Annotated in this window: 30 protein-coding genes; 23 read left to right on the top strand and 7 right to left on the bottom strand. The window is 61.8% G+C overall.

Translation table 11 applies throughout. From position 1 onward, the window contains the following. Nucleotides 1–129 precede the first annotated feature (129 nt). The 21 genes from AC3WMT_RS11925 (at nucleotide 130) to AC3WMT_RS12025 (ending at nucleotide 19,198) form a co-directional block, all read left to right on the top strand. A complete protein-coding gene (locus AC3WMT_RS11925; protein ID WP_103305410.1) occupies nucleotides 130–855 on the top strand; it encodes a beta-ketoacyl synthase chain length factor in 726 nt (241 codons plus the stop codon). Then, nucleotides 831–1,640, top strand: a complete 810-nt coding sequence (locus AC3WMT_RS11930; RefSeq protein ID WP_103305411.1) for a lysophospholipid acyltransferase family protein — start codon at nucleotides 831–833, stop codon at nucleotides 1,638–1,640. Before AC3WMT_RS11925 ends, AC3WMT_RS11930 begins: the two co-directional genes overlap by 25 nt. Beyond that, entirely contained in the window at nucleotides 1,621–1,881 is a 261-nt protein-coding gene (locus AC3WMT_RS11935; RefSeq protein WP_103305412.1) for a phosphopantetheine-binding protein, read from the top strand. The genes AC3WMT_RS11930 and AC3WMT_RS11935 overlap by 20 nt, the downstream gene beginning before the upstream one ends. A gap of 9 nt (nucleotides 1,882–1,890) precedes the next feature. Next, nucleotides 1,891–2,145, top strand: a complete 255-nt coding sequence (locus AC3WMT_RS11940) for an acyl carrier protein (protein ID WP_007909503.1) — start codon at nucleotides 1,891–1,893, stop codon at nucleotides 2,143–2,145. Next, entirely contained in the window at nucleotides 2,142–2,687 is a 546-nt protein-coding gene (locus tag AC3WMT_RS11945) for a COG4648 family protein (protein ID WP_103305413.1), read from the top strand. The genes AC3WMT_RS11940 and AC3WMT_RS11945 overlap by 4 nt, the downstream gene beginning before the upstream one ends. Beyond that, entirely contained in the window at nucleotides 2,684–4,363 is a 1,680-nt protein-coding gene (locus tag AC3WMT_RS11950) for an acyl-CoA synthetase family protein (protein ID WP_103305414.1), read from the top strand. Before AC3WMT_RS11945 ends, AC3WMT_RS11950 begins: the two co-directional genes overlap by 4 nt. Nucleotides 4,364–4,503: 140 nt before the next feature. Next, on the top strand, nucleotides 4,504–5,238 hold the full coding sequence (locus tag AC3WMT_RS11955; protein WP_103305415.1) for a glycosyltransferase family 2 protein: 735 nt from the start codon (nucleotides 4,504–4,506) through the stop codon (nucleotides 5,236–5,238). Beyond that, complete coding sequence (locus tag AC3WMT_RS11960; protein WP_103305416.1) at nucleotides 5,235–6,182, top strand: lysophospholipid acyltransferase family protein; 948 nt, start codon at nucleotides 5,235–5,237, stop codon at nucleotides 6,180–6,182. Before AC3WMT_RS11955 ends, AC3WMT_RS11960 begins: the two co-directional genes overlap by 4 nt. Next, nucleotides 6,163–7,707 carry an HAL/PAL/TAL family ammonia-lyase gene (locus AC3WMT_RS11965; RefSeq protein WP_103305417.1) on the top strand — a complete coding sequence of 515 codons (1,545 nt, stop codon included), beginning with the start codon at nucleotides 6,163–6,165 and terminating at the stop codon, nucleotides 7,705–7,707. The genes AC3WMT_RS11960 and AC3WMT_RS11965 overlap by 20 nt, the downstream gene beginning before the upstream one ends. Next, nucleotides 7,700–8,122, top strand: a complete 423-nt coding sequence (locus AC3WMT_RS11970; protein ID WP_103305418.1) for an acyl-CoA thioesterase — start codon at nucleotides 7,700–7,702, stop codon at nucleotides 8,120–8,122. Before AC3WMT_RS11965 ends, AC3WMT_RS11970 begins: the two co-directional genes overlap by 8 nt. Beyond that, the gene (locus AC3WMT_RS11975) at nucleotides 8,122–8,724 is read left to right on the top strand and encodes an outer membrane lipoprotein carrier protein LolA (RefSeq protein WP_103305419.1); all 603 of its coding nucleotides are present in this window, start codon (nucleotides 8,122–8,124) and stop codon (nucleotides 8,722–8,724) included. The genes AC3WMT_RS11970 and AC3WMT_RS11975 overlap by 1 nt, the downstream gene beginning before the upstream one ends. Beyond that, nucleotides 8,708–11,047: an MMPL family transporter gene (locus tag AC3WMT_RS11980; RefSeq protein WP_103305420.1), complete on the top strand. Its 2,340-nt coding sequence runs from the start codon at nucleotides 8,708–8,710 to the stop codon at nucleotides 11,045–11,047. The genes AC3WMT_RS11975 and AC3WMT_RS11980 overlap by 17 nt, the downstream gene beginning before the upstream one ends. Beyond that, nucleotides 11,044–12,207 (top strand): cation:proton antiporter, encoded by a 1,164-nt coding sequence (locus AC3WMT_RS11985; RefSeq protein ID WP_103305421.1) that lies wholly within the window; start codon nucleotides 11,044–11,046, stop codon nucleotides 12,205–12,207. Before AC3WMT_RS11980 ends, AC3WMT_RS11985 begins: the two co-directional genes overlap by 4 nt. Beyond that, a complete protein-coding gene (locus AC3WMT_RS11990) occupies nucleotides 12,194–13,441 on the top strand; it encodes an NAD(P)/FAD-dependent oxidoreductase (RefSeq protein ID WP_103305422.1) in 1,248 nt (415 codons plus the stop codon). Before AC3WMT_RS11985 ends, AC3WMT_RS11990 begins: the two co-directional genes overlap by 14 nt. Next, nucleotides 13,438–14,163 carry a class I SAM-dependent methyltransferase gene (locus AC3WMT_RS11995; RefSeq protein ID WP_103305423.1) on the top strand — a complete coding sequence of 242 codons (726 nt, stop codon included), beginning with the start codon at nucleotides 13,438–13,440 and terminating at the stop codon, nucleotides 14,161–14,163. The genes AC3WMT_RS11990 and AC3WMT_RS11995 overlap by 4 nt, the downstream gene beginning before the upstream one ends. Beyond that, a complete protein-coding gene (locus AC3WMT_RS12000) occupies nucleotides 14,163–14,768 on the top strand; it encodes a hypothetical protein (protein WP_177431435.1) in 606 nt (201 codons plus the stop codon). Before AC3WMT_RS11995 ends, AC3WMT_RS12000 begins: the two co-directional genes overlap by 1 nt. Continuing rightward, complete coding sequence (locus tag AC3WMT_RS12005; protein ID WP_103305424.1) at nucleotides 14,765–15,961, top strand: beta-ketoacyl-[acyl-carrier-protein] synthase family protein; 1,197 nt, start codon at nucleotides 14,765–14,767, stop codon at nucleotides 15,959–15,961. The genes AC3WMT_RS12000 and AC3WMT_RS12005 overlap by 4 nt, the downstream gene beginning before the upstream one ends. Beyond that, nucleotides 15,958–16,422, top strand: a complete 465-nt coding sequence (locus AC3WMT_RS12010) for a hotdog family protein (protein WP_103305425.1) — start codon at nucleotides 15,958–15,960, stop codon at nucleotides 16,420–16,422. The genes AC3WMT_RS12005 and AC3WMT_RS12010 overlap by 4 nt, the downstream gene beginning before the upstream one ends. Beyond that, the gene (locus AC3WMT_RS12015; RefSeq protein ID WP_103305426.1) at nucleotides 16,415–17,143 is read left to right on the top strand and encodes a 3-ketoacyl-ACP reductase FabG2; all 729 of its coding nucleotides are present in this window, start codon (nucleotides 16,415–16,417) and stop codon (nucleotides 17,141–17,143) included. Before AC3WMT_RS12010 ends, AC3WMT_RS12015 begins: the two co-directional genes overlap by 8 nt. After that, complete coding sequence (locus tag AC3WMT_RS12020) at nucleotides 17,143–18,369, top strand: beta-ketoacyl-ACP synthase (protein ID WP_103305427.1); 1,227 nt, start codon at nucleotides 17,143–17,145, stop codon at nucleotides 18,367–18,369. Before AC3WMT_RS12015 ends, AC3WMT_RS12020 begins: the two co-directional genes overlap by 1 nt. A gap of 25 nt (nucleotides 18,370–18,394) precedes the next feature. After that, nucleotides 18,395–19,198, top strand: a complete 804-nt coding sequence (locus AC3WMT_RS12025; RefSeq protein WP_103305428.1) for a hypothetical protein — start codon at nucleotides 18,395–18,397, stop codon at nucleotides 19,196–19,198. Nucleotides 19,199–19,411: 213 nt separating this feature from the next. Here AC3WMT_RS12025 and AC3WMT_RS12030 read toward each other — a convergent pair whose 3' ends face one another. Beyond that, nucleotides 19,412–19,795, bottom strand: coding sequence for a type II toxin-antitoxin system PemK/MazF family toxin (locus tag AC3WMT_RS12030; protein WP_103305429.1), 384 nt, complete (start codon nucleotides 19,793–19,795; stop codon nucleotides 19,412–19,414). Nucleotides 19,796–20,020: 225 nt separating this feature from the next. Here AC3WMT_RS12030 and AC3WMT_RS12035 point away from each other — a divergent pair, with 225 nt between their 5' ends. Next, entirely contained in the window at nucleotides 20,021–20,458 is a 438-nt protein-coding gene (locus AC3WMT_RS12035; protein WP_103305430.1) for an excinuclease, read from the top strand. A gap of 144 nt (nucleotides 20,459–20,602) precedes the next feature. Here the strand turns inward: AC3WMT_RS12035 and AC3WMT_RS12040 are convergent, their stop codons facing one another. Continuing rightward, complete coding sequence (locus AC3WMT_RS12040; RefSeq protein WP_103305431.1) at nucleotides 20,603–21,499, bottom strand: LysR family transcriptional regulator; 897 nt, start codon at nucleotides 21,497–21,499, stop codon at nucleotides 20,603–20,605. 118 nt (nucleotides 21,500–21,617) lie between these two features. On the opposite strand from AC3WMT_RS12040, the gene AC3WMT_RS12045 reads away from it, so the two are divergent. Then, the gene (locus AC3WMT_RS12045; protein ID WP_103305432.1) at nucleotides 21,618–22,892 is read left to right on the top strand and encodes an MFS transporter; all 1,275 of its coding nucleotides are present in this window, start codon (nucleotides 21,618–21,620) and stop codon (nucleotides 22,890–22,892) included. Here AC3WMT_RS12045 and AC3WMT_RS12050 read toward each other — a convergent pair. The 5 genes from AC3WMT_RS12050 to gspI are packed head-to-tail and all read right to left on the bottom strand — an operon-like array spanning nucleotide 22,885 to nucleotide 26,119. Then, entirely contained in the window at nucleotides 22,885–23,319 is a 435-nt protein-coding gene (locus AC3WMT_RS12050; protein WP_256583566.1) for a type II secretion system protein M, read from the bottom strand. The two genes, AC3WMT_RS12045 and AC3WMT_RS12050, sit on opposite strands and share 8 nt — an antisense overlap. Before the next feature lie 8 nt (nucleotides 23,320–23,327). Continuing rightward, entirely contained in the window at nucleotides 23,328–24,422 is a 1,095-nt protein-coding gene (gspL, locus tag AC3WMT_RS12055) for a type II secretion system protein GspL (RefSeq protein WP_103305434.1), read from the bottom strand. Further along, nucleotides 24,419–25,267, bottom strand: coding sequence for a type II secretion system minor pseudopilin (locus AC3WMT_RS12060; RefSeq protein WP_103305435.1), 849 nt, complete (start codon nucleotides 25,265–25,267; stop codon nucleotides 24,419–24,421). The genes gspL and AC3WMT_RS12060 overlap by 4 nt, the downstream gene beginning before the upstream one ends. Beyond that, entirely contained in the window at nucleotides 25,264–25,770 is a 507-nt protein-coding gene (locus AC3WMT_RS12065) for a type II secretion system protein GspJ (protein WP_103305436.1), read from the bottom strand. Before AC3WMT_RS12065 ends, AC3WMT_RS12060 begins: the two co-directional genes overlap by 4 nt. Continuing rightward, complete coding sequence (gene gspI, locus AC3WMT_RS12070; protein ID WP_371919319.1) at nucleotides 25,763–26,119, bottom strand: type II secretion system minor pseudopilin GspI; 357 nt, start codon at nucleotides 26,117–26,119, stop codon at nucleotides 25,763–25,765. The genes AC3WMT_RS12065 and gspI overlap by 8 nt, the downstream gene beginning before the upstream one ends. Nucleotides 26,120–26,130: the final 11 nt, after the last annotated feature.

Consider the following 26,130-nt stretch of genomic DNA (forward strand, 5'->3'; position numbering starts at 1 on the left):
GTAACCAGCATTTGCTACACACTCGTCGCACCGGGATAATGCGCGCCACCCGGCGCCAAGCGCTATGTCAGGCCCGCTGCGGCTTTGGCGACTCAATGCGTCAATACTAAGCCCGCAGGGGCGGGATAAATGTCCGTGATCAACTTCAACATCGCCCAATGGCGCGCGTGGGCCCCGGGGCTCGATAGCGTGGACGCCTGGCAGGCCTGGAGCCGACAGCCGGTCGTGTTCCAGAGCAGTGATGCCGCGCCCGATGTGTCGTTTTTGCCGGCCATGCAACGGCGTCGCCTCAGCCGACTGGCCCGGATGGCGTTCAGTGTGGGCTGGCCACTGGCAGACGGACGGGAAAACCTGCCGCTGGTGTTTGTCTCGCGGCACGGCGAGACCCCGCGCACCTACGACATTCTCAGTGATCTGGCCAGGGACGAACCGCTGTCGCCAACCCAGTTCAGCCTCTCGGTGCACAACGCAATCATTGGCCTGTGGTCGATCATGAGCGGCGAAACCGCCGAAATGACCGCCCTCGCCGCTGCGGGCGACGGCCTCGAACACGGCATGCTCGAAGCCGCCGCCCTGCTCAATGAGGGCGCTGCGGCGGTACTGCTGATCATCACCGAAGAACAACCGCCCGAAGCCTATTCGAAGTGGATCGACGACGTGCCGTTTCCTTATGCGCTGGGTCTGCTGCTGACCCCCGGTACCGACTGGCGGCTGACCTTGAACAGCACCACCGAAGCACTGTCCAAAGCGCACTGGCCCCACGCGCTCAATCTGCTGCGCACCCTGCTCGGCCAGCAAACCCTTTGCCAACATGCCTGGAAAAATCGTGTATGGACCTGGCAACGCAGCCCGTGATCGCGAAGCACCGCGACGCCTACTACTGGCGTCTACTGGCCACCGCTGCAAGCTTCGCTCTGTTCGGGCTCGGCGGGCTGTGCCTGCGTTTAGTGGTTTTCCCGCTGCTCGGCTGTCTGCCGGGCGATGCCATCAAGCACCGCCAGCGCGCCCGGCAAACGGTCAGTCGGCTGTTCTGGTTTTTCGTGCGTTTCATGGCCCGCACCGGCGTGCTCACCTACGACATACAGGGCGCCGAGCGCCTCGGTCGTCCAGGGCAGATGATCATTGCCAACCACCCCTCGCTGATCGACGTGGTGTTTCTGATCGGACTGGTGCGCAACGCCAATTGCGTAGTGAAGAAAAGTCTGTGGGAAAACCCCTTCACCCGTGGCCCGCTGCGCAGCACCGAATACATCAGCAACGACGGCAGCATGGACATGCTCGATGCCGCCGCCGAGTCGCTGCAAAACGGCCAGACCCTGATCATTTTCCCCGAAGGCACGCGTACTCAGCCGGGGCAGGCACCGGCCTTTCATCGGGGGGCCGCAGCGATTGCCCTGCGAGGTGCGAAAATCCTCACGCCGGTGATCATCAAGGTCAGCCCGACCACGCTGACCAAAGCCGAGCCGTGGTATCGGATTCCCAATCGCCGCGTGCACTTCAGTTTTCGGGTCGGGGCCGATATAGACCCACAGACATTTGCCGCGCAAGGGCCAGCTCCGCAAGCCTCGCGCAAGCTCAACGATTATTTGCACTCTTACTTTATTAAGGAGCTCGCCGAAGATGAGCGATCTGCACCGTGAAATAAAAGGCCTGATCATCGACGCCCTCGGCCTCGAAGACATCAGCGTCGACGACATCGGCGACGACCAGACGCTGTTCGGTGAAGGCTTGGGCCTGGATTCCGTCGACGCGCTGGAACTGGGTCTGGCGATCCAGAAAAAATACGGCATCAAGATCGACGCCGATGCCAAAGACACCCGCAACCATTTCACCAACGTGGCCAGCCTTGCGGCGTTCGTCACGGCAAAACAGGCAGCTTGAGACCGGACCATGCAAACTCGTGACGACATTTTCAACACCCTGCGCGATGCCCTGGTCGAGCTGTTCGAACTGGATCCGGCCCGTGTGAGCCTGGAATCCAATCTGTATCAGGATCTGGAAATCGACAGCATCGACGCGGTCGATCTGATCGATCACATCAAGCGCCAGACCGGCAAGAAAATCGCCGCCGAAGAATTCAAATCGGTGCGCACCGTGGGTGACGTGGTCGAGGCGGTCTACCGTCTGGTTCAACCGGCCGCATGAGCCGTCTGATCGGCCTCGGCCTGCTGCTGGCCGGTCTGCTGTACCCCTTTGCGGTGTATTTCGGCATGGAGCATTTCGCCCCGTGGCAGTTCGGCCTGCTGCTGGGCAGCCTGTGGCTGGCGCGGGCCCTGACCGGTGAACGCAAACCCGGCAGCCTGTGGATGGCCTGCGTGGCCATCGGCTTCTGCCTGTTGTTGGCAGTGTTCGACAGCCCGCTGTTGCTGCGTTGGTATCCGGTATTGATCAGCGGCTTCATGCTCGTGCTGTTCAGCCTCAGCCTGAAATACGGCCCGCCGATGGTCGAACGTCTGGCCCGGCTGCGTGAACCGCAGTTGCCGGCCAACGCGATTGTCTACACCCGCAAGGTCACGGTGGCCTGGAGCGTGTTTTTCTTCTGCAACGGTTTGTGCGCCGCCCTGCTGACACTGTGGGCGCCGCTGAATTGGTGGATGTTGTACACCGGCCTGATCTCCTACGGATTGATCGGCCTGATGTTTGCCATTGAATGGCTGATACGACAACGGGTAAGAGGCCGTACATGAACTGGATAAAACTTGAGCAGTTGTTGCTCAAGGCCTTGCCGGCGCGGGCGATCAGCCACGCCCCGGCTCTCGATCACACGAATCTGTGCGAACAGGCGCTGTCTGTTGCCGCCGGCCTGCAAGCCCAGGGTGTGCGACGTCTGGCGTTGCATCTGGAAGATGCCGCCGAACTGGCCATCGCTCTACTCGGCGCGTGGCGCGCAGGCGTCAGCGTGTTGCTGCCTTCGGATCTGCAAGTACAAACCCGCCAGCGCTGGTCGGGCGAAGTCGATCTGTGGCTGACCGATCTACCGGGTGACAGCTGTTTGACTGACCTTCAGCAGGCGCCATTGCACGGCGCCGAACTGGACCTCGACAAGTGCCGTTTGAGCCTGTGCACCTCCGGCTCCAGCGGTGAACCCAAACGTATCGACAAGACTCTGCGCCAACTGGCCAACGAGGTCGAAGCGCTGGAGCAGCTATGGGGCGCGGATCTCGGTGAGGCGTGCATCATCGGCAGCGTCGCCACTCAACACATCTACGGATTGCTGTTTCGCGTGCTGTGGCCGCTGTGTGCCGGGCGAGCATTCGTGCGCAAGCAACTGGCCTTCTCCGAGGACATGCAGCGCGCCAGCCGCGAGCATTCGGCCTTCGCCTGGGTCGCGAGCCCGGCGCTGCTCAAGCGCATGGGCGACAACCTCGACTGGCCGGCCCTCAGCGCCGTGCGGCGAGTGTTCTCCTCGGGCGGCGCACTGCCAGCCGACGCGGCGCAGAGCCTGCAACAACGCCTGCAACAGTGGCCGACGGAAATCCTCGGCAGCTCGGAAACCGGCGGCATCGCCTGGCGGCAGGGTGAAACCCTGTGGCAGCCATTCGCCGGTGTCGAACTGAGTCAGGACAACGACGGCGCGCTGCTGATTGCGTCACCGTATCTGCCGGCCGGGCATGTTGAACACACCGCCGACGCTGCGCGCATCGCCGCCGATGGTCATTTCGAACTGCTCGGACGGCTGGACCGGATCGTCAAACTCGAAGAAAAACGTATTTCCCTGCCGATGCTCGAGCAAGCGCTGGTCAGCCATGACTGGGTCGCCGAAGCACGACTGGGCGTGGTCCAGGAAAACCGTGCCTCCCTCGGCGCATTGCTGGTGCTCAGCGAAACGGGCCTGTTTGCCTTGCGCGAACACGGCCGCCGCAGCCTGACCGAAACCCTTCGTCAGCATCTACGCGAGCATTGCGAAGCCCTCGCCCTGCCCCGTCGCTGGCGTCTGCTGCGACAAATGCCGTTGAACAGCCAGGGCAAACTGCCTCAGGCCGACGTCGAAGCACTGCTTGTCGCACCACGGTCGAAAGCCCCTGAAGTGCTGGAGCAAATCGAAACCGACGGCGAATGGAGCCTGCAACTGAGCGTGCCGCCGGACCTGGCCTACTTCAGCGGCCACTTCCCCAAAGCCCCGGTGTTGCCCGGCGTGGTCCAGGTCGAATGGGCATTGGACCTCGGTCGGCAATTACTCAACTTGACCAGTCCATTTGCGGGTATGGAAGTGCTGAAGTTCCAGCAACTGGTGCGCCCCGGCGATGAAATCCAGTTGCACCTGCGCTTCGATCCCGAGCGCAGCAAGTTGTATTTCGCCTACCGCAACGACACCGCGACCTGCTCCAGCGGCCGAATCCTTCTGGGGAATGGCGATGCATAACCTGTGGCGAGGGAGCTTGCTCCCGCTGGGTTGCGAAGCAGCCCCAAAATTATTCGGCACAATACCGAAGGCGAGCGCTGCGCACTCGAGCGGGAGCAAGCTCCCTCGCCACAAAGGTTGTGTGATACCGGGGGAAATCCATGCATAACCCCTGCGCAGTGATCCCGGTCTATAACCACGAAACCGCCATCGGCACGGTGGTCGATGCGCTGCTTGCGCAACATCTGCCGTGCATTCTGGTGGACGACGCCAGCACGCCATCCTGCGCGAAAGTGCTAGATGTTTTGGCCGAGCGCGACAACGTCTATCTGGTCCGCCTCACCGTCAATCAGGGCAAGGGCGGCGCGGTGATGACCGGTCTGCGCGAAGCTTCGCGACTGGGTTTCAGCCATGCCTTGCAGGTCGACGCCGACGGTCAGCACGACTTGCACGACGTCGCCCGTTTCGTCGAAGAATCGCAAGCACACCCTGAAGCGATGATCTGCGGTTATCCGCTGTTCGATGAAAGCGTGCCCAAGGGCCGCTTGTACGCGCGCTATCTGACCCACGTAATGGTCTGGATCAACACGCTGTCGTTGCAGATCCGCGATTCGATGTGCGGCTTTCGTGTCTATCCGCTGGCGCCGACGCTGGCCGTGATCGACTCGGCCAAGGTTGGCAAACGCATGGATTTCGACTCGGACATTCTTGTGCGTCTGGCCTGGCGCAATCAGCCGATGCGCTGGCTGCAAACCAGCGTGCATTACCCGCTCGATGGCGTCTCGCACTTCCGGTTGTTCCACGACAACGCACTGATTTCAAGCATGCACACGCGCCTGTTCTTCGGCATGTTGCTGCGTTTGCCGGTGATCCTCTGGCGGCGGTGGCGCCCATGACCGTCGAGGCCGACAAAAAGCATTGGGCCGACCGCGAGGAGCGCGGCAGTTTCCTGCTGATGAAATTCACCGCGTTCGCTGCCAAGGTTCTTGGCCGGCGGCTGCTGAGCCCGTTGCTGTACGGCATCGTCCTGTACTTTTTCCTGTTCGGCCGCACCGCGCGACGCAGTGCCTGGCAATACCAGCAACGGCTGGCCGAGTGGAGCAACCGTGCAGACTTGCGCCCGAGTCATTGGCGGGTATTCCGCCAGTTCATAGCATTCGCCGATTCGATGCTCGACAAGCTCGACGTGTGGAACGGCAAGATCCGCATCGAACAGATTGAAATCATCGACCCGGCCCTGCTGCGCAATCAGTTGCGTGGCAGCCGTGGGCAACTGCTGGTTGGCGCACATCTGGGCAATCTCGAAGTGTGCCGGGCGCTGGCGGAGATCGGCGAGAAGGTCACCATGAATGTGCTGGTGCACACCAAGCACGCCGAGCAGTTCAACCGCTTGCTCGGCGAGGCCGGGGCGACCAATCTGCGTCTGATTCAGGTCAGCGAACTGGACCCGGTGATCATGCTGCAACTGCACGAACGCCTGGAGCGCGGCGAATGGCTGGCGATTGCCGGCGACCGCGTGCCGCTGCACGGCGGACGCAGTGTGACCGTCGACTTTCTCGGCCATCCGGCGCCGTTCCCGCAAGGGCCGTGGCTGCTGGCCGGCCTGCTGAAATGCCCGGTCAACCTGTTGATGTGCCTGAAACAACCCGACGGCCACTATCGCCTGACCCTCGAGCCCTTCGCCGATGCCGTGACGTGGACACGCCGCGAGCGCGAGCAGGTCATTCATCAGTGGGCCACCCGCTATGCGCAGCGCCTGAGTCACTATTGCCTCGAAGCCCCGCACCAATGGTTCAACTTTTACCCTTTCTGGAAGACCGATGACGACGCCAACCCATGAGCCGGTAACCTTCGGCGAACGCCCTTTGCGCATCGAAGACGTGCTGGCCCTGGCCAACCGGCAGGCGCCCGTGCAGTTGCAGAGCGACGCCGACTATCGCGAGCGCATCGCCAAGGGTGCGCGGTTCCTCGATTCGCTGCTGGACAAGGAAGGCGTGATCTACGGCGTGACCACCGGTTACGGCGACTCCTGCGTGGTCGCGGTGCCGCTGCATCATGTCGAAGCGTTGCCGCGTCATCTCTATACCTTTCACGGTTGCGGCCTCGGCAAACTGCTCGATGCGCAAGCTACTCGCGCGGTGCTGGCGGCGCGTTTGCAGTCGCTGTGCCACGGCGTGTCCGGAGTGCGGATTGAACTGCTGGAGCGTCTGCACGCGTTCCTCGAATACGACATCCTGCCGCTGATTCCCGAAGAAGGTTCGGTGGGCGCCAGCGGTGATCTGACGCCACTGTCCTACGTCGCCGCGACCCTGTCCGGTGAGCGTGAAGTGATGTTCCGTGGCGAACGCCGTCAATCCTCGGATGTGCACCGCGAACTCGGCTGGACGCCGTTGGTGTTGCGCCCGAAAGAAGCGCTGGCATTGATGAACGGCACCGCGGTGATGACTGGCCTCGCCTGCCTCGCCTATGCCCGCGCCGATTACCTGCTGCAACTGGCCACGCGCATCACCGCGCTCAACGTGGTGGCACTGCAAGGCAATCCGGAGCACTTCGACGAACGCCTGTTCGCCGCCAAACCGCATCCGGGGCAAATGCAGGTCGCCGCATGGCTGCGCAAGGATCTGGCGATCGACGCACCGACCGCACCGCTGCATCGTTTGCAGGATCGCTACTCGCTGCGGTGCGCACCGCATGTGCTCGGCGTGCTGGCCGACAGCCTGAACTGGCTGCGCTCGTTCATCGAAACCGAACTCAACAGCGCTAACGACAACCCGATCATCGACGCCGAAGCCGAACGCGTGCTGCACGGCGGCCACTTCTACGGCGGGCACATCGCGTTCGCCATGGACAGCCTGAAAAATCTGGTGGCCAACGTCGCCGACCTGCTCGATCGGCAGCTCGCGCTGCTGGTCGACGAGCGCTACAACCACGGCTTGCCGAGCAACCTGTCCGGCGCTCCGGCGGATCGCGCAATGCTCAACCACGGCTTCAAGGCTGTGCAGATCGGCACCAGCGCCTGGACCGCCGAAGCGCTGAAAAACACCATGCCGGCCAGCGTCTTCTCGCGCTCCACCGAGTGCCACAATCAGGACAAGGTGAGCATGGGCACCATCGCCGCCCGCGACGCAATCCGTGTGCTGGAACTGACCGAACAGGTCGCCGCCGCCACCCTGCTCGCCGCCAACCAAGGCGTCTGGCTGCGGGGCCAGGCCGAAGACGCCCGACCACTGCCACCCGCGCTGGCTGCCATGCACGAAGCACTTGCCCAAGACTTCCCGCCGGTCATCGAGGACCGCGCGCTGGAAGGCGAACTGCGCCTGTGCCTGCAACGCATCGCCGCGCAACACTGGAGGCTGCATGCGTAGCGCCGGAGTGATTCACGCCGACACGGAAATCCTCGTACCGTTTTTCGACGTCGACACCATGCATGTCGTCTGGCACGGCCATTACGTCAAATATCTCGAAGTGGCGCGCTGCGCGCTGCTCGACAAGATCGGCCACAACTACAACCAGATGGTCGACTCGGGTTACGCCTGGCCAGTGATCGATCTGCAACTGCGCTACGTGCGCGGTGCGGTGTTCGGCCAGCGTCTGAACGTGCGCGCCAGCCTGGTGGAGTGGGAAAACCGGCTGAAGATCAACTACCTGATCACGGACGCGCAAACCGGCGAACGCCTGACCCGCGCCAGCTCGGTGCAAGTGGCGGTCGAAGTCAGCAGTCGCGAGATGCAACTGGCCTCGCCGAAAGTCTTCACCGATGCCGTGGAAAGGATGCTGTGATGAACCTGTTTTGCAAAAGTCTTGGCGCGCTGGCGCTGTTGGCCATATCGACACTGGCCAACGCCTTCGACCTGCAACAACTCAGCGAGCAACTGGCCAAACCGGACGTTATCCACGGCCAGTTCATTCAGGAAAAACACCTGCGCGCCCTGCCCCAGCCGCTGATCAGCAAGGGCAGTTTCGTCCTCGCGAAAAATCACGGCCTGCTCTGGCTGCTGAAAACTCCGCTGCAACAGGATTACCGCATCACTGCCAAAGGCATCGCCCGGCGTGACGGCGATGGCTGGCAACTGCTGCCGAACAAGAGCGCCGGGGCCGAGCAGAACCGTTTGTTCCTCGCCGTATTGCAAGGTGACAGCAGCGGCCTGCAACGGGACTTCGAACTGGCCCTGAGCGGCGATGCGCAACAGTGGAAACTGACCCTGACGCCACGCTCATTGCTGCTCAAGCAAGTGTTCAATCAGATCAACATCGACGGCGGCGCTCTGGTGCAAACCATTGAACTGCTGGAAACCCAGGGCGACAGCACGGTGCTGCGCATGCAGAACAGTACCGCCGGCCAACCGCTGAGCGACACGGAGCAACATGACTTTGCCGAGTGAACGCAGGCTGCCCTGGCTGTTCCTGATCCTGCTACTGGCGGTTGTCGCGCTGGCCGGCTGGCAATGGCGCGACGGTGCGCCACTGTCGGCGAACCTGATGGAACTGGTGCCCGGCACCCATCCTGACGCCCTCGAACTGCGCGCCGAACAACGCATGCAGGAACCGCTCAACCGCGAAATGCTGATGCTGGTCGGCCACGCCGATCGCCAGCAAGCGGTAGCCATGGCGCAGACGCTGGGCGAGCAATGGCAGGCCAGTGGACTGTTCGAAAAAGTCCAGTGGAACCTGCAAGCCGATCTGCCAGCCTTGCGCACGCAATTGTTGCAAGGGCGGCTGGCGATGCTTTCGGCGGATGATCGGCAACTGCTGATCGAACATCCCGATGGGTTTATTCAACAACGGGTGCAGGCACTGTTCGATCCCTTTACCGGTTTCAGCCTGGTGCCGAGCCAGGATGACTGGCTGGGCCTGACCGGACGCATCCAGAACAGCCAGCCGAAACACGGCGCGGTGCAACTGGATATCGGCAGCGGCGCATTGGTCGCCGACGCTGACGGCAAGAGTTGGGTGCTGCTGCGTGCACGCACCACCGGCAATGCTTTCGACATGAACCTACCGTTGCAAGTCGCCGCCCTGCTGCAACACAGCCGTGAGCAAGCGGCGCAATCAGACGTGCAGTTGCTGGCCGCCAGCGGTTTGCTCTACGCGGCCAATGGTCAGCAGCAAGCGACCCGTGAAATGACATGGGTCGGGGGCGGCGCGACGATCGGTATTTTGTTGCTGTTGTTGCTCGCCTTCCGCCGCTGGCGCGTGTTGCTGGCGTTCGTGCCGGTGCTGGTGGGCATGTTGTTCGGCGCGGTTGCGTGCGTGGCGCTGTTCGGCCACATGCATGTGATGACGCTGGTGCTCGGCTCCAGCCTGATCGGCGTGGCGGTGGATTACCCGTTGCACTATCTGTCGAAGAGCTGGAGCCTCAAGCCGTGGCGCAGTTGGCCAGCCTTGCGCCTGACCCTGTCCGGGCTGACCCTGAGCCTGCTCACCAGCACCATCGGTTATCTGGCGCTGGCGTGGACGCCGTTCCCGGCGCTGACGCAAATCGCCGTGTTCTCCGCGGCCGGGTTGCTCGGTGCCTATCTGTCAGCCGTGTGCTTGCTGCCGGCGCTGCTGAAAAACGTCGAACTGCGCCCGGCGCAATGGCCGCTGCACCTGGCTGAGCGCATGGTCAATCTGCGCGAGAAGCTGCTCGAACGCGTGCGTACCCCGGTGTTGCTGGCGCTACTGATCGCCTTCTGCGCCGGCGGTCTGGTGCAACTGCAAAGCAAGAACGACATCCGCCAATGGGTCGGCGCACCGCAACGTCTGACCGATGAAGCGCAGACCATTGCGCGCATCACCGGCTATCAACCAACCAGCCAGTTCTTCCTCGTGCGTGCGGCCAATCAGCAAGAATTGCTGGAGCGGCAAGCAGCGCTGAGCGAGCGTCTGGAACAACTGGTCAATCTCGACAAGCTGCAAGGCTATCTCGCGCTGGATCAACTGGTCAGCCCGCCAGGCCAGCAACAGCAAGTGCGCGATGCGCTGAACAAATTGCCGCAGTTCTGGCAGCCGCTGCTCGACCTCGGCGTTCCCCTCGCTGCGCTGCAAACCGAGCTGCAACAGTTGCAGGCACTGCCGACCGAGGACATCGACGCTGCGCTGGCCGGGCCGCTCGGCGAACCGTATCGCACGTTGTGGCTCGGCCCGACCGAGGACGGCGTCGCGGCGATGACCAGTCTGCAAGGCCTGAATAATCCGTCGTTGCTGCGGGTGCAGGCGCTGGATCTGCCGGGGGTGATGCTGGTGGATCGTCTCGGCGATCTGAACAATGTTTTCGCCGCGACGCAGATCAGCGCCGCCGAACTGAAACTCGCCTCCTGCGTGTTGATCGTGCTGGTGCTGATCCTGCCATTCGGTTTCGGCGGCGCGCTGCGCATCGTTGCCCTGCCGTTGCTGGCAGCACTGTGCAGTCTCGCCAGTCTCGGTTGGCTGGGACAACCGCTGACCCTGTTCAGCCTGTTCGGCCTGCTGCTGGTGACGGCGATCAGCGTCGACTACGCGATCCTCATGCGTGAGCAGGTCGGCGGTGCAGCGGTAAGTCTGCTTGGCACCTTGCTGGCGGCCGTGACGACTTGGCTGTCGTTTGGTTTGCTGGCGGTTTCCAGCACGCCGGCCGTGAGCAATTTCGGCTTGTCGGTGAGCCTCGGTCTGGCGTTCAGTTTCATGCTCGCGCCGTGGGCCGGCCGACATGAGCATGCGGCGCCCGTAGCGGAGCCGGCAGCATGATGGTCATCGGTTTCTGGTTGCTGGCGTTGGCGTTGTTCGCCGTCGCCACCCGTGTCGGTCGACATTTCGGCCTGATCCCGATCGTCAGCCAGTTGCTGTTGGCCAGCTTCGGTTTACCGCTGTTGATGTACTTCTGGATCGAACCGGGCTGGCAGCTCAGCGGCGCTGAACTGATCGCGCCAGCGTGGCTGAAAAACCTCTACAGCCTGAGTTTTGCCTTGCTGCTCGGGCATATTCTCAGCGATGTGATCGACCTGCGACTGGATCGTCAGAGCGTGAAAATCGCCGTGCCGAGTTTCGCCGTACCGTTCGCCTGCGGTCTCGCGGTCGCGTATTGGCTGCTGCCGGCGCAACCGTGGCTCAACTCACTGGCCATCGGCCTGGTGTTCGCGATTACCGCGATTCCGGTGCTGTACCTGTATCTGCGTCACATCGATTACCCGCCCGCCGCCACCCGACGTCTGGTACAGACCGCGATACTGATCGACCTGACCTGCTGGACGTTGTTCGGCCTCGCCCAAGGCAGTCTGCACCTGAGCAGTCTTTTGCTGCCGCTGGGTCTCGCTTGCGTGCCCTTGCTGCTGTGCCTGTTCGGTGTGCGCCGCCCACTGACTTACAGCCTCGGCTTCTTTGCCCTGCTGGTGATGGCCGAGCATTACAAACTCAACGCGCTGATTTTCGGCATCGGTTATCTGCTGTGCATGGCTGCGTTGAAAGTGCCGCTGGTGCTGCCATTGCCAGCACGCTGGATGAGCCGCTTGCAGACGTGGTTGGCGATTCCGCTGATCCTCACCTTTGGCATTGTGCAGATTGACGTGCACAGCGCCCTCGCCAGCCTCGGCCCCGCTCAATGGGCCGCGCTGCTGATGTTACCGATTGCCAGTAAACTCCTCGGCAACTGGCTCGGCCTCGGTTGGGCCGGTGACTCGTTCGAAGGTGCCAGCCGCTGGCGCGAAAGTGTGCTGTTGAACATTCGCGGCCTCAGCGAAATCGTCTTTCTCAACTTGCTGTTGCAACAACAGCTCATCACCCCGGCGCTGTACTTCGCGCTGATGCTGATGGGCCTGATCGCGACGCTGCTGCCGGCCCTGATCGGCCTGCATCGCGCGCCCCAGAAACACACCGCCATTGCGCCCGGGAGTTCACGTGCCAACCGTTGAAATGCAACGTCGTCAGGTAGTGATCATCGGTGCCGGTCCGTCCGGCGCCATTGCCGCTGCGCTGCTCAAGCGCAAGGGCCACGACGTGCTGGTGATCGAGCGCCAGCACTTCCCACGCTTTTCCATCGGCGAAAGCCTGCTGAGTCATTGCCTGGATTTCGTCGAAGAGGCCGGCATGCTTGAAGCGGTGAACGCCGCCGGATTCCAGCGCAAGACCGGGGCCGCGTTTGCCTGGGGCGAGCGCTACAGTGCCTTTGATTTCGGCGATACCTTCAGCGACGGCAAACCGACCACGTTCCAGGTGCAGCGCGCCGACTTCGACAAATTGCTGGCTGATCAAGCGGCGCTGCAAGGCGCCGAGATCCGCTATGGCGATGCCATCGTCAGCGTCGATTTCGAGCGGGCAAAACCGCGACTCGATGTGCGCCGTGAAGACGGCAGCGAATATCGCATCGAGGCGGATTTCGTACTCGATGCCAGCGGCTACGGCCGCGTGTTGTCGCGCTTGCTCGACCTGGAAGCGCCGTCGAATTTCCCGGTGCGTCAGGCAGTTTTCACCCATGTCGAAGATCACATCGACAACCCGGCTTTCGATCGCGAAAAAATCCTCGTCACCACCCATCCACACCATCGCGATATCTGGTTCTGGACGATCCCGTTCAGCAACGGCCGCTGCTCGGTCGGCGTGGTCGCTGCGGCCGAGCACTTCAACGGTCGTGATGCCGACCTCGACGCTTGCCTGCGCGGTTTTATTGCCGAGACGCCAAGCCTCGCTGGCGTGTTGAACAAGGCCGTGTGGGATACCCCGGCACGCACCCTCGGCGGGTACGCGGCCAACGTCAAAACCCTGCACGGCCCGGGCTTCGCGCTACTGGGCAACGCGGCGGAGTTTCTCGACCCGGTGTTCTCTTCCGGCGTGACCATCGCCATGCGTTCGGCGAGCATGGCGGCGGCGGTGCTGCACCGTCAGTTGCAGGGTGAAACGGTCGATTGGCAAAGCGAATTCGCCGAGCCATTGAAGCGCGGCGTCGACACCTTCCGCTGCTACGTCGAAGGCTGGTACGCCGGGACCTTTCAGGATGTGATTTTCCATGAAAACAGCCAGCCGGAAATCCGTCGGATGATCTGCTCGATCCTCGCCGGCTACGCCTGGGACGAGCGCAACCCGTTCGTCAGCGAAGCGCGTCGCCGCTTGAAGATGATTTCCGAACTTTGTGCAAAGGACGCCCCATGAGTTACCTGAGCGACAGCTACGTCGAGGAAACCCGCTTCGGTTTCTGGTTCCTGCGCAGCCACACCTGGCAGCACCATGTGTTGCGCGTGGCGATCAACGATCTGCGCGGCTTGTTCAGCGAGTCGCTGCCGGCGAACCCGGTGTTGCTGGACGCCGGTTGTGGTCAGGGCAAGTCGTTCCGACATCTGCGCCAGACCTTCGCACCACAGCGTCTGATCGGCGTCGATGCCGACCCACACAGCCTGAAGTTGAGCGGCGAAGAGGCGGCGCGTCAGGGTCTGGACGTCGAGTTGATTGGCAGCGATTGCGCGACGTTGAAGGTAGCGGATGCGAGCGTGGATCTGCTGTTCTGTCACCAGACCTTTCATCATCTGGTCGAGCAAGAGAAAGCCCTCGCCGAGTTTTATCGGGTGCTCAAACCGGGCGGCTATCTGCTGTTCGCCGAGTCCACCGAGGCATACATTGATACGTGGGTGATTCGCTGGCTGTTCCGCCATCCAATGCATGTGCAGAAGAGCGCTGCGCAGTATTTGCAGATGATTGGCGAGCAGGGTTTCGAATTCGGCGAACGGAACGTTTCATACCCGTATTTGTGGTGGAGCCGGTCCAAGGACTTTGGCTTGTTGGAGCGGTTCGGGTTGCGCAAGCCGAAACCGTTTGGGCAGCGGGAAGAGACGTTGGTCAACGTCGTCGCGCGCAAGCCGCTTGAAGGTGCCGTCTGATGTACCGCATTCGACCTGTACAACCCAAAACCTGTGGGAGCTGGCTTGCCAGCGATAGCGGTGTGTCAGTCAGCGTGAATGCTGGATGTGCCGACGCCATCGCTGGCAAGCCAGCTCCCACAGGATTTCTGGTGTGGCTGATGGTGTTATTTGCCTTGTTGGGTGGTTGCGCCAGCCAGGCGCCCCTGCCTGCGAGCAACCCGACCTTGCCATTGCCATTGCAACTGCACGTCGAACGCAACCTCGCCGATCAGCGCCAGGACTGGCTGCTGGTGATTCAGCGCGAAGGCCCCGGCATTCGCTGGTCGATGATGGACCCGCTGGGTATTCCTCAGGCCCGTCAGCAACTGATCGATGGACACTGGCAGGCCGACGGTCTGTTGCCGCCCAATCCTGAAGCCCGGGAGCTGTTCGCCGCATTGCTGTTCGCCCTGACTCCGTCCGGCGAGCTGTTGCGCAATTATCCCGCCGCGCAGCAACAGGCCGGGCAACGCTCGCTGCCGCCGCGCTGGGCGATCCGTTATACGCAACCGTTGAGCTTCGAATTGAACCTGCCCCAAGGCCCGCACTATCGGGTTTCCCCCCTCGGTGAACCGACGCCATGACTGCCTACCTCAATGCCCTCGGGGTGATCTGCGCCCTGGGCCGCGACAAGCATCAAGTCGCGCAGAACCTGTTTGCCGGCGACTGCTCGGGCATGCGCCGCGAATCCGGCTGGGTGGCCGGGCGCGAGTTGCCGGTGGCGGCGGTGCACGGTGAGTTGGCGGCGGTTCCGGCCGAACTGGCGGACCAAAGCAGCCGCAACAATCAACTGCTGCTGGAAGCCGCACTGCAGATTCGCGCTGACATCGATCGGGCGATCCAGACCTACGGCCGCGAGCGCATCGGCGTGGTCCTCGGCACCAGCACCTCGGGTATCGACGAGGCCAGCCGCGGTCTGGCGCACTATATTCGCGAGCATCAGTTCCCCACCGAGTATGACTATCGGCAACAGGAACTCGGCGCCCCGGCGAACTTTCTTGCCGACTGGCTGCAGCTCAGCGGCCCGGCCTACGTGATTTCAACGGCCTGCACTTCCAGTGCACGGGCGTTGATGAGCGCACAACGTCTGCTCGACCTGGGCCTGTGCGACGCGGTGCTGTGCGGCGGGGTCGACAGCCTGTGCAAGCTGACGCTCAACGGTTTCAGCGCGCTGGAGGCGGTGTCCGACGAGCGCTGCAATCCGTTCTCGGCCAACCGCAACGGCATCAACATCGGCGAAGCGGCGGTGCTGTTCGTGATGAGCAAGCAGCGTGGTGACGGCCCGGCCATCGCGCTGCTCGGCGCCGGTGCCAGTTCCGATGCTCACCACATCTCGGCCCCGGAGCCGAGCGGTCGCGGCGCCCTGCAAGCGATGCAAAAGGCCTTGAGCCGCGCGCAACTGCAAGCCCCACAGATCAACTATCTGAACCTGCACGGCACCGCGACCCAGCACAACGACGCCATGGAAAGCCTTGCAGTCGCCACACTGTTCCCGGGCGGCGTAGCCTGCTCGTCGACCAAACCCATGACCGGCCACACCCTCGGCGCGGCCGGGGCACTGGAAGCGGCGTTCTGCTGGTTGAGCCTGAGCGCTGACAACCCGGCACACGGCTTGCCGCCGCACGTCTGGGATGGCCAGGCCGATCCCGGCCTGCCGCCGCTGAAGTGGGTGACCGCGAACGAACGCCTGACGTCCATTGCACCCCGCTACCTGATGAGCAACTCGTTTGCCTTCGGCGGCAATAACGTCAGCCTGATTATCGGAGACGCCCCATGACCGACTGGCCGCTCGCCGACCTGCTGCCCCACGCCGGCGACATGATTCTGATCGACAAGATCGAAAGCTTCGACGATGAACAGATTTACACCCGCCTCAAGGTCAAGCCTGACGGCCTGTTCAACCTGCCCGACGGCAGCCTGCCAGCGTGGGTCGGCATCGAGTTGATGGCGCAGAGCGTCGCCGCATTTGCCGGTTGCCACGCACGCCTGAAAGGCAATCCGGTGGAACTGGGATTCCTGCTCGGCACACGCAAGTTCGAGTGCAACGTCGACGCATTTCCGGCCGGCAGCGAGTTGACCATCCACGGTATCCGCTCGCTGGAAGACGACAACGGCATGGGCGTTTTCGAATGCCATATCAACGCGCCGGGCATTGAAGTCAGCGCCCGGTTGAACGTGTTTCGTCCGCCCCAACCGTCCCAATATCTGCAACAAACACAGGAGTCGAACGATGACTGAATCCGTACTGGTCACCGGCTCCAGCCGTGGCATCGGCCGCGCCATCGCCCTGCGTCTGGCGCAGGCCGGGCATGACATCGTCGTGCATTGCCGCAGCGGCATTGCCGACGCACAAGCGGTGCAGGCCGAAATCAAAGCACTGGGCCGCAACGCACGTGTCCTGCAATTCGATGTTGCCGACCGCGAAGCGTGCAAAAGCATTCTTGAGGCCGACGTCGAAACCCACGGCGCCTATTACGGCGTGGTGCTCAACGCCGGCCTGACCCGCGACGGAGCGTTTCCAGCGTTGAGCGACGACGATTGGGACGTGGTACTGCGCACCAACCTCGACGGTTTCTACAACGTTCTGCACCCGGTGATGATGCCGATGATCCGCCGCCGCGCCGCCGGTCGGATCGTCTGCATCACCTCGGTGTCGGGTTTGATCGGCAACCGTGGCCAGGTCAACTACAGCGCCTCGAAGGCTGGCGTGATCGGCGCGGCAAAGGCATTGGCGATCGAGTTGGGCAAGCGCAAAATCACGGTTAACTGCGTCGCGCCGGGCCTGATCGACACGGCGATGCTCGACGAAAACGTGCCGGTGGAAGAACTGATGAAAATGATCCCCGCGCAGCGCATGGGCACCCCTGAAGAAGTAGCCAGTGCGGTGAATTTCCTGATGTCGGCGGAAGCCTCGTACATCACCCGCCAGGTGCTGGCGGTCAACGGAGGCTTGTGCTGATGAAGCGCGTCGTCGTCACCGGCATGGCCGGCATCACCTCGCTGGGCAGCGATTGGCAGACCATCGCCGGCAACTTCGCGGCCAACCGCAGCGGCATCCGCCGGATGGACGAGTGGGACCGCTTCAGCGAACTCAACACCCGTCTGGCCGGGCCGATCGATGACTTTGTCGTCCCGGCGCACTGGACGCGCAAGCAACTGCGCAGCATGGGGCGGGTGTCGCGGCTGGCGGTCGGCGCGGCGGAACAGGCGCTGGCCGACGCCGGTTTGCTGGGTGATGAGTCGATCAAGGACGGGCGCATGGGCGTGGCTTGCGGCTCGTCCACCGGCAGCACCGACGAGATCAAGGCGTTCGGCAACATGCTGCTCAACTCGGTGGCCGAGGGCCTCAACGCCAACTCCTATGTGCGGATGATGCCGCACACCACGGCGGCCAATATCAGCATCTTCTTCGGCCTCACCGGGCGTCTGATCCCGACGTCCAGCGCCTGCACCAGTGGCAGTCAGGGTATCGGCTACGCCTACGAAGCAATCAAGTTCGGTCGCCTGCCCTTGATGCTCGCTGGCGGCGCCGAAGAGCTGTGCCCGACCGAAGCCATGGTCTTCGACGCGCTGTACGCCACCAGTCTGAAAAACGACGCACCGCAAACCAGCCCACGGCCCTACGACAAGGGCCGCGACGGTCTGGTGATCGGTGAAGGTGGCGGCATGCTGGTGCTCGAAGAGCTGGAACACGCCCTCGCTCGCGGCGCGCACATCCATGCCGAGATCGTTGGTTTCGGCAGCAACGCCGACGGCCAGCACACCACGCGCCCGGAACAGATCACCATGCGCCGCGCCATGGAGCTGGCCCTGGAAGATGCCGGGCTGACACCGGATGCCATCGGTTATGTAAATGGTCACGGCACCGCTACAGAACAGGGCGACATTGCCGAAACACTGGCGACCAGCAGTTTGTTCGGTGAGCGCATGCCGATCAGCTCGCAGAAGAGTTTTCTCGGCCACACGCTCGGGGCGTGCGGGGCGCTGGAGTCGTGGTTCAGCATCGAGATGATGAATCGCGACCTGTATGTGCACACGTTCAACCTCGACGAGGTCGATCCGCACTGCGGCAAGCTCGACTACCTGCGCGGCGAATTCCGCCAGATGCATCACGAATACGTGATGAACAACAATTTCGCTTTTGGTGGCGTCAACACCTCGTTGATTTTCCGCCGCTGGCACTGACCGCAATACGTTTGGAGTGAAGGGAATGACTCAGTTTCACCGCATCGCCGCCCTGTTGGCCCTGGCCTTCGTCCTCGGCGGTTGCACCAGCAAACCGGTGTACAACGCCAAGGAAGAGTTTTCGCCAGACCTCGGCTTCACCCAGTCACAGATGAGCCGCGCCATCGTCACCGCGCTGAACGACCGCCAATGGGTCGTGCAGTCGGTACGCCCGGGCATGATCAAAGCCGCGATCACCGTACGTGGCCGCCACCACGCCGAAGTCGATATCCCGTTCACCCCGACCTCGTTCGAAATCGACTACCGCAGCAGCTACGGCCTCGACGCCAAGGACGGCAAGATTCACGGCAACTACAACCGCTGGGTCAACCGCCTGCGTGACAACGTGCTCAAAGAACTGTCGATCAACCCGGACATCGAAGCGGTGAACAATCTGGGCATCATCAAACAGGGTGCGGAAGAACCGACTTACCTGAGCTTTCGCGAAGGCGTCAAACGCGCCACCGACGCCGGCCTGCTCGACGGCAGCGTGAAGTTCTACCTGGCCGGCGAAACCCTGCCGAAACAAGTGCGCAAACTCGACACCGTCAGCAGCAGCCGCAAAACCAACGGTTCGAACAAATCCGACGAAGACGCCTGCTTCTGGGCCCTGCAATCGGCCCTCGCAACCCTGCAGAACGCCGCGAAAAAAGCCGACGCCAACGCCGTGATCAACATCGCCAGCGTCGACCAGCGCGACCTGTACAAAGACACCGAAAAATTCCAGTGCCGTGCGGGGCTGGTGGTGTCGAGCGTGGCGTTGCGTGGTGACCTCGCCCACGTTGATTGATTGAGCTGTAGAAACGACAAAGGGCGCCTTTCGGCGCCCTTTCACAAACAGGTTGGCTTGTCATCGCCAGTTACCTGTCTGGCTCTGCGACGGCTGGTTGTCCAGGATCCTCAGAGTCTCACAAGCCCCTTTCGGGAACGCTGGCAGTATTGCCCGAAAAACAGGCAGGGACAACGGCTGGCATTTGGCCTCAATGCGCCACTGCATCTGCCATTACAGTCCCAACGCCCGTCTGACTGCGGTTTTGATGGCGTAGAACTCGTCTGTTGCAAGATGTGAGATCAGGTAAACGCGCTTGCCTTGACGATCCCGACTTTTGATTCGATCAAGTCGCGAAAGGCTGACTGTCGCAACCATACCGCACTTTGCCCAACAGGTTGGACTGGCTCCGTGAAGGTGGCTTGCGAGTTCAAGATGATGGTCGAGCAAGCGCTCCGGAGCAGTGGTACTCAGCGGCACCACCGTCACCAGCAAGCTATTCGTTCGGTGCTTGCGCATTACAACGACAGGCCTGACTTTCACCATCTCAGGTACTTCATGACCCCTGAAATCGCAAATCAGAACGCTGCCCTCCCTAGGCTGGTATCGAAGTGGCATCCGTGACACTCATTCAAGAAAAAACTGATCCTGCCCGACAGCAGCAATTTCCCCAACGGCAGTTCCGCAACTCGAAATGTATGGCTGCAAATCACTCACACCGAACACCTTCACCAGCAACATCTACACTCGCTCAAGCAGGCCACTCCCCTTAACGCCTGCCAGAACGGCGAGCCATCATCAGTCGAGCACTCGCTGCTCTCTTTCACCGTCAAGGAGATGACCATGCAAGTGAAAGCCCTGATCGCCGCCACGCTCTTCAGTCTGCTGCCCAGCGCCAGCCATGCCACCAATCTGATGTACATGCCCTTCGAAACCGTGCTGTCGGACGCTATTCGCGCCGGGCGGCTGGATGGCAGTGTGAAGTTTTATCTGGCCGGGAATGGGCCGCAGGGTACTCAGCGGTTGTTGCAGCGCGATGTGATCAGCGACCTGAAGACCAATGGTTTCAACAAGAGTGATCACGATTCCTGCGAGTGGGTGTTGCAATCGAACCTGATCAAGTTGCAAGCCGAGGCCAAGCGGGTCGGGGCGAATGCGGTGGTCAATATCGTCAGTTATTACGACCGGCATGTGCGCAAGGATTTGAATACTTACGAGTGTCGGGCGGGGATTTTTGTGACTCGGGTGGCGTTGAAGGGGGATCTGGTGCGGTTGCCCTGAGCGTTGTGGTGATTGGACGGACGTCATCGCTGGCAAGCCAGCTCCCACAGGTTTCGTTTGTGTTCACATCCTCTGTGTCCATCCACAATCATGTGGGAGCTGGCTTGTCGGGTCGCCGCATCGCAGCGATTGGCGGCGCAGCCGTCAGGCTTGTTCGACCTTGCGCGTGAGCAGTTCGACAAACGCCTTGGCCATCGGCGATTTCTGATCCTTGCGCTGCACCAGCCACACCGCTGAAATCGCCTCCGGATCGAGCAGCGGCCGATACACCACACCGTCGATGCGCATGCGTTGATAGGACGCCGGTAGCACCGAAACGCCCAGCCCCGCCGCCACCAAACCAATGATCGTCATCGCTTCCCCCGCTTCCTGGGCAAAGTGGGGGCTGAACCCGGCATCGCGGGCCAGGCTGAGCAGTTGCGCATAGAGGCCGCTGCCGTAACTGCGCGGGAAGAACACAAACGGCTCCAGCGCCAGCGCCGAAAGAAACAGGCCATCCTCGCTGCCTTGAGCCAACGGATGCTTGGCGCTCAGTACCGCCACCAAAGGTTCGCGCATCAACTCGACCACACTCAAGGAATCCGGCAAACCCAGCGGACGCATGATGCCGACCTCGATTGATTCGTCCACCAGTGACTCGGCCACTTGGGTGCTGCTCATCTCACGCAAGTTCAGGTGCACCGCCGGAAAGCGCTGACGGAAAGAGAAAATCGCCTGCGGAATGGTCGAGTTGAACGGCGCCGATGAGGTGAAGCCAATCTTCAATTCCCCGAGCTCACCGAGTTGCGCACGCCGGGCGACGTCCGCCGCTTTGTCGACCTGTGCCAGCACCAGCCGCGCCTCTTCCAGAAACAACCGCCCGGCCTCACTCAACTCGACCCGACGATTGGTGCGCTCGAACAGCCGTGCGCCCACCTCTTGCTCCAGCGCCTGAATCTGCTGGCTCAGCGGCGGCTGAGAAATCCCCAGCACCTGGGCGGCGCGGCCAAAGTGCAATTCTTCGGCAACAGCGATGAAGTAGCGCAGATGACGCAATTCCATGGAAACCCCATTAGGTCGTTAAAGCTATCAAACAGGTCGAACAATATATTGGATAGAAACATTAGCCAGCTATATGATTTTTTCATTGCCTGCCTGGCCGTGCCCTCCGAGGTCTGAAGTGAAAACAGCTGTCGCGCCCCTTGCCCATGAAGTCCCGCCTGCAGCGGCCGACGATGTCGTCGCTGAACTGCAAGAGATCTACATCGAAAAAGGCACGCCGATGTTCATGCGCACGGTGCTGGCGCTGTTCAGTGGCGGATTTGCGACTTTTGCGCTGCTGTACTGCGTGCAGCCAATGATGCCGCTGCTGTCCCACGAGTACGGGATCAATGCGGCGCAGAGCAGCCTGATCCTCTCGGTGGCCACCGGCATGCTCGCCATCGGCCTGCTGATCACCGGGCCGATTTCCGATCGGGTCGGGCGCAAACCGGTGATGGTCACCGCGCTGTTCGCCGCAGCCCTGTGCACCATGGCCAGCGCAATGATGCCGAGTTGGGAAGGCGTGTTGATCATGCGCGCGCTGATCGGGCTGTCGTTGAGCGGTCTTGCGGCGGTAGCGATGACTTACCTGAGCGAAGAAATTCACCCGCAGCACATTGGCCTGGCGATGGGTTTGTACATTGGCGGCAACGCGATTGGCGGGATGAGCGGTCGTTTGATCACCGGGGTGCTGATCGACTTTGTCAGCTGGCATACGGCGATGCTGGTGATCGGCGGTCTGGCGTTGATTGCAGCGGCGGTGTTCTGGAAGATCCTGCCCGAGTCGCGCAACTTCCGCTCGCGCTCGCTGCACCCGCGCAGCCTGCTCGACGGCTTCACCATGCACTTTCGCGATGCCGGGTTGCCGCTGCTGTTTCTTGAAGCGTTCGTGTTGATGGGTGCGTTTGTCACGCTGTTCAACTACATCGGCTATCGCCTGTTGGCCGCGCCGTACAACCTCGATCAGGTGTTCGTCGGTTTGCTCTCGGTGGTGTACCTGTCGGGCATCTACAGCTCGGCGAAGATCGGCTCACTGGCGGACAAACTGGGGCGGCGCAAGGTGTTGTGGGCGACCATTGCGCTGATGTTCGTCGGTCTGGCACTGACGATGTTTACACCGCTGTTGCTGGTCATCGTCGGCATGCTGATTTTCACCTTCGGCTTCTTTGGTGCACATTCGGTGGCGAGCAGTTGGATCGGTCGGCGGGCGTTGAAGGCCAAGGGACAGGCGTCCTCGCTGTATCTGTTCAGCTATTACGCCGGTTCGAGCATCGCCGGGACGGCGGGTGGGGTCTTCTGGCACCTTGGCGGCTGGAACGGCATCGGTTTGTTCATCGGCGCGTTGTTGCTGATCGCGCTGCTGGTCGCACTGAAACTGGCGAAGCTGCCACCCCTGACCGGCACGACTATCTGAGCAGCAACCGCGCCTCCAGCAGATTGTCGCGCGGCTCAAGCGTCAGCGAGTGCAATACCACACCGCCACGCTCAAGCCTGTCCAGCCAGAGTAGCAAAGGCTCGGGCGGGCCAGTGAGGGTCAGGCGAATCTGCTCGTCGTCGGTATCCATTTGCTGAACGTCAAGCCCCGCCGTGGCGAGGCTATCGCTGATCCGTAATGACAATGGCTGACTCGCATCGAACACGGCACCGCTCGGTGGCTGAGCGCGATTCAGTTGAATCGCAAAAGTCTGTTGCTGACGATATAGGCGCTCGGCCGCTTCCAGCCGTTGCACGCTCGGTTGCCAGAGCCACAGTAACATTGCGCCGCCAAGGCAACCCGTCGCCAGAAAAAGTATCAGGTTGCGCTCACGACCTGACAGCCGTCGCCATCGTTCAAGGAACATCACAGACCTCATACGCCAGCCTCACACGTCAGTGTCGCCGTCACCCGATCGCCGATCTTGCTGGCGCCATCAATCTTGATCGCCAGACCTTGCTGACGCCCGCGCTCACGCAACTGCTCAAGCTCGGCGAAACCGTTGGCCGTCAGTTGGACTCTCCAACCATCGCCCTCGCCAAACTCGATGCGCCTGACCTCCACCTGACTGGCGCCAATCACCTGTTCGATCAACCTGACCAGCGCCGCAACCCGGGTGTCACGGGACTGCGCTGGCACACTTTGAATCGCCTGCATCTGTGCGGTCAGATCGAGGGTTTGCGCGTGCTGGGGATACAGCGTTTGAAAGCGCAGCTCATTGTGCTCGGCGAGTCGCCGGGTTTCGTCGTCAAGAAAACGGAACCGCGTTTCGCTGGCGCCCACACCCAGCAACAACAGGATCAGCAATACTGCCGAGAACGCACGCCACGGCAGCGGCGAGTGCCGCAAGGCGAATTCGCCATGCCGCAGATTGATCGCTTGTCGAAAACCTTCCGCCAGCAATAACCGATCATCCGGCTCATCGACCCAAACCATGCTCTCGGGCAACACACCTTTCAACGCCAGCAATCCCTCCTCTGTCACTGCAAGTCGGGCCGGTAACGCCCCGCCCAGCAACCAGCGCCCGAACCAGCGGACACCAGCAGGCTGATTCATTGGCAACAAATCGGCATCGACGAACACCGAGCGCACTTGCAGACCACTTTCGGCGAGCAACGACAAAACGGCCGCCAAGCGCTCGCGAGCGATGACCATCAACGGGTAACGTCGCTCGCCATCCGCTTGACCCATGCTCAAATGCACATTGTCGAGCACTTCGCCAAGCTGCTCTTCGACGGCAAACGCAAGCGCCTGCGCGGTCGGCGCACGTCGCCCGGGCCAGGGTTCGCTGCGCAGCCAGCTGCAAGATTCGATGGGCAGCAACAGGTCGATTTTTTTCCCGTGCAGCACTTGTACCGCTTGGTGCAGCGGCATCGTTTGTTGTTCGCCGGCGTGCGACCACAGGCAACAAGGCCAGTCGGACGACAGGTGCGCAAGCCCTTCGGCGGTCAGGTAAAGCCAGTTTTTCATTGCGTTATCTCGATGCCGCGGGAAGGAAGCAAACGGCGTTGCACGACTTTCAATCGGGCGGTTTTCGTGACGAATTCGACGTCAGTGTTCAGCGTCAGCACCTGCTGTTCTTGCACCACGCGTACGGTGATGCGATGCCAGCGACTGTCGACGCCGAGCCCATGTGTATTGATTCCGGTATCGGCGATCAAAGGGTCGGCGCTAAACGCCTGAACGCTGTGCCAGGAGGTCGTCGAACGTTGGCGAACAAGAGCGTCAGCCACATCCGGTTCCAGCTCGAGCACACGCAGCAACAACGCCGGTGCCGTGTTGACATTCAGCGTCGCATCCGTGGGCAGCAGCGCCACCCACGGTTCCAGACGCCGCAGCATTGGTGCGTCGAAACCTGGCAGCAAACGTAATTGGCTCACCTCGGATAACTGGCCGACCTGGCTCGGCTGCAGCGCAGGCAGCTCCAGCAATTCGAGCAACCGCGCCCAGCGCTCCAGCGTCACCGCATCAATCTGCCCCTGATGCAGCAATGCGTTGAGATTGAAACGCGCCGACAGGTCTTCGATGTGCACCTCGACTTGCGTGTCTTCGCGGCCCAGTTCAGGAATGTCTTGGGGCCAGTCCAGGAGCATCTCGGCATGGTTTTGCTGATCCACAACAGCCTTGTGCAAACGCCGCAGCGCCCAGAGCTCTCCCTCCACCGCCCACTGACGCAAGTGCAGGGTTTGCAGCTGTTGCGCGCTGCTCTGCAACGACATTCGGTGGCTACGCAACATGCCACTGGTGATCAGCAAGGCGAGACTCAGCACCAGCATCACGCTGATCAACGCCAGCCCTTGTTGCCGGTGTTTCATGGCAATGCTCCCGGCAGCAAAAGTACCCGGCGAATGCCGTCATAGCGTCGGGTCGAGACCAGAAACTCCAGCGTCAAAGGTGTGCCCGCAGAACCACCCAGCAACCGCCAGCGCAGATCGACAACCTCCTCCAGCAACTTCTGCCGCTGTACGGTCAGCGATCCTTCGGCGCGGCTCTCTCGCCACAGCACACTGTCGAGCAGGCGATATGTCAGCTCCTGGCGTTCGCTGCGTGGTTGATCCAGTGGATTGCGCCAGTTGCTGCGTTGCACACTCAGTTGCCCGGCACTCAAGACGATAGGCTGTTCGGTGATGTGCAGCAGATCGCGCTCGATCACCGCGACTGCCCGTTGCAAACTTCTGAAGCCGCGCTCATGGCTCGCCGTCGCGTGTTGCACGCGCACCACGCTGTCGAACAGGCGCCAGCTGGCGAGACCGAGCAGAGCGAAAATCGCCATTGCGATCACCAGTTCCAACAAGGTGAATCCGCGCTGGTTATTCATGGCGGCCCTGCAACCGCGCAGACGTGCGATACAACAGTTGATCGCTGTCGCCGAGACTGACTTCCAGCTCCACCGTGAACAGCCCCGGCATTTCGCCCACGCGCAGATATGATCGAAGGCGCCAGTCGCGGCGATCCATGTGCACAATCTGCTGCTGTTGTCCGGCGACCCAGTCGTTTTTCAGGCGCAACTCATTTAGATGATTATCCGCAAGCCACGCGGCGAAAAGCCGTTGCTCAGCGGCGCCGCTCTGCTGCACCACGTAACGGCTCGCCGACAATATCGCCGCTGCGAGTACGGCGAAAATCGTGAGCGCGACCATGACTTCCAGCAGCGTGAAACCTCGCATGCGAGTGATCG

The organism is Pseudomonas sp. FW305-7 (genome assembly GCF_058786735.1).